The sequence below is a fragment of the Neisseria sp. P0022.S010 genome (assembly GCF_051956635.1).
In genome coordinates, this window is record NZ_JBQCXF010000336.1 from 1 (window position 1) to 3298 (window position 3298).

2 protein-coding genes and 1 pseudogene are annotated in these 3298 nt (G+C 36.3%); all 3 read left to right on the top strand.

Annotated elements, in window-relative coordinates; all coding sequences use genetic code 11:
- Positions 1-189 precede the first annotated feature (189 nt).
- Positions 190-1956 (top strand): KAP family P-loop NTPase fold protein, encoded by a 1767-nt coding sequence (locus ACTHUT_RS16320; RefSeq protein ID WP_250600177.1) that lies wholly within the window; start codon positions 190-192, stop codon positions 1954-1956.
- A gap of 3 nt (positions 1957-1959) precedes the next feature.
- A complete protein-coding gene (locus tag ACTHUT_RS16325; RefSeq protein ID WP_107918628.1) occupies positions 1960-2700 on the top strand; it encodes a hypothetical protein in 741 nt (246 codons plus the stop codon).
- Positions 2700-3298, top strand: a pseudogene (locus ACTHUT_RS16330) (Qat anti-phage system QueC-like protein QatC); the annotation flags it as partial. The gene ACTHUT_RS16325 and the pseudogene ACTHUT_RS16330, both read left to right, overlap by 1 nt.

Consider the following 3298-nt stretch of genomic DNA (forward strand, 5'->3'; position numbering starts at 1 on the left):
GATTCTAGTAGTTTAATCTGTTTATCTGGTTTATTTCACTTCCATTCCTTTTCCCACTATCTTTTAATTTCGATAACTCATCTACCAATCTTGATACTTTTTATATGCTTATAATTATAAAAATATTTAAATGTTTGTTAAAAATGTGTAGAATGTAAAAAATTATATTTTATAAATGAGGGTAATTAAATGTGGTCAGATACTGAATCTAAAGAAGACTATCTCAATTTTGGTGAAGTATCCCAAATTGTTACTGAAATCTTAGAAACTGAAGCTATGCTCCCCGTTTCAATAGGTGTTTTTGGTAATTGGGGTGCAGGTAAATCTTCTCTATTAAATTTGATTGAGCAACAAATCAAACCTGATGAGTGGATTATAATTAAATTTGATGCTTGGCTCTATCAGGGATTTGATGATGCCAGAGCGGCGCTTTTGGAAACTATTGCAAGCCATTTGATTCAGGCCGCCAAAGATGAAGAAACCATCTTGCAAAAATCCAAAAACTTATTTGCAAGAATTAATGGTTTGCGTTTGCTTGGTTTAATGGCCGAAGGAGCTGCGTTGGCTGCAGGAGTGCCAACTTTTGGCTTAATTTCCAAAACATTTGAAACAGCAAAAGAATCATTGGATGGTGTTCAAAATGAAACAGAAAGTAAGCAAATTGTAGAAGTAGGGAAAAATCTTGTTGATTCAGGGAAAAATCTTATCAAGCCAAAAGAGAAACAAACACCACCACAACAAATCGATGAGTTTAGAAAAGAATATGGCGAAATATTGCAGGATTTAGGTAAAAAGCTGGTTATTGTAATTGATAATCTTGACCGTTGTCTGCCTGCTAATGCTATTCAGACATTGGAGGCGATTCGTTTATTTTTGTTTTTAAATCGGACGGCATTCATTATCGCGGCTGACGAGGAGATGATTCGCCATTCAGTTGCCGAACATTACAAAGATTTGTCGTATCGTCATCAAATTGATTATTTGGACAAGCTCATTCAGATTCCTATTCGTGTACCCAAAGCAGGTGTGCTTGAAATTCGTGCATATTTATATATGCTGTACGCCATTCATCAAAAAATACCAACCGCAAAATTAGCGAGCTTACGCCAATTTTTAGAAACTCATTTGCAACAATCTTGGAAAAGTCAATCTTTAAATCCAGAAGATGTGACCAAAACTATTGAAGAGCAACATAATCAAGTTCTCTTGTCAGATTTTGAACGAGCAAACAGAATAGCTCCCTTATTAGCAAATTCACCTAATGTTTACGGTAATCCCAGAATTGTAAAACGCATTTTAAATACCATTAAGATGCGTACCAAAATCGCAGACAAGCGTCAAATGCCGTTAGATGAAGCAATTATTACCAAACTGGTTATTTTTGAGCGATGCGTGGATTCTGATGTAGTAACAAAATTTTATCAGCTTGTTAATGAAGGAGAAGGTAAACCTGAATTATTAAAAGAACTGGAAAATAACAATGAGCAGAATCTATCAAAGCTCTCTGAAAATAAATCCATTCAAACATTTATCACAGAATGGGTAAAATTAGAGCCCAAATTATCTAATGTTGATTTGCGGGCTGCGATTTATTTATCTAGAGAAACCATTCTACTAAATACTTACACTGCTCAACTTTCTCAAAAAGCCCAAGATGTTTTAAGTATTTTACTTGTAACTAAATCAACAACAGGCTCACAAAATACTCAAACCGCTATTCAGGGATTAACAATTAATGAACAAATCTCCGTTATGGAAGCATTGATTGAACAATTAAGAAAACTGGATAATTGGGATGAAAGCCCAGATGGTTTTATAGGGGCTTGTTTGCTAGCGGCAAATTCAGAAGACGGTGCAAAAATTTTAACTCGCTTTATTGCTGAATTGAGAAATAAAGGTGTTAATCAGCCGTGGTTTAATACAAGATTAAAAAGAGAAACTTGGTATCAGGAGTAAGCAATGGGTACTTCACAATCTAGCGTGGGGCCAAATGGTCGTTCACCTTTGTTACCGGCTTGGGTTGATAACAACCAAGCAACGACTCAAACACCAGACCCACAGAGATTAAGGGGATTGCGTCAAGCAATCGGTAGGGCTGTACGAGGCGGTGGACGAGGTGATGTACGTAAAGCACTTGGTCATTATGCACGAAAAGCCAGTGGTGGTAAGCATACAGCCGTCCAAAAATTGGGGAAAATTACCCAAGCAGGTTCGGATTTATTTGGTATTTTTTCAGGCGGCCGGCAGCAACAATATTCGGTTAATTTACATAGTTTAAATGGTCAGCCTTGTGAGCAAGTTATCAACCAAATTACCGAACTTTTGGCTGGTCATCACGGTGATTCAGACAAAATTCGTTCTGCAATGAATATTGCTTTATCAGAAGCATTGGAAGGAATGACAACTTTTGATGAAAATAGCATTACCACTGAAGTCATTGGTAGAATGATGGTTTGTTATTTAACCGAAAGTATTTTTCTGCAAATTGCACACGATGCTGGCAAGGCTTGGAAGAAAGGCGATGATCCTGTGCAAATTGCCAGAGCAGAAAATGATTTACGGCAACTCATTCGTGAAGTAGTAGATATTAATCTTGCCCCTAAATTTACGGATGATGTTTGTCAGTTAACAATTGAACAAATGCAAGACATTCAAAATCAAGCTATTTTGGAAATTTGGGAAGAGTGGGAGGAGTATTGATGACTCAATTGGTTTTTCACCACGACATCAATCAATTAAATAACCTACAAAATGGAACAATACCTGTTCATTTGTATGGAATGGGTAATAAAAATCTACAAATTGCCCATATCGGTAATATGGTTTTAGATAGGGTGAGAAGATTAGGCATTAGACTTAATAACCAAGTAATGGATTTTCTAACCATTGCTATGGCAGTAACGGCGGCAGATACTTTTGTTTTGCGAAAAGATACCGCAAATGGCTGGTGCCGTTCCTTTTCTATTACTTTACCATTGTGCCAGCCAGCTATTTGGCAAGCAAACAAAGTTCATTTAGAACACATTTTACACTTTTTAAGTGGTGATATTTGGCAATTTGATTTTCAAGAAAACGGACAGAATCCTCCACAACCTTATTCACAAAATGATAGAACCAAGTTAGTAGATTTAAGAAATAAAGACTGTGTTTGTTTATTTTCAGGTGGTTTGGATTCATCGATTGGAGCAATTGATTTATTGGAACAGGGGCATTCACCTGTTTTGGTTAGTCATTCCTATAAAGGTGATAAATCACGTCAGCAAGCCATTATTCAGCAACTTAACCAAAATGGTTATAT

What these genes read in the sequence shown, in the direction of transcription:
- ACTHUT_RS16325 (WP_107918628.1), top strand. Translation starts at nt 1,960, where the DNA reads ATGGGTACTTCACAATCTAGCGTGGGGCCAAATGGTCGTTCACCTTTG.
- ACTHUT_RS16320 (WP_250600177.1), top strand. Translation starts at nt 190, where the DNA reads ATGTGGTCAGATACTGAATCTAAAGAAGACTATCTCAATTTTGGTGAA.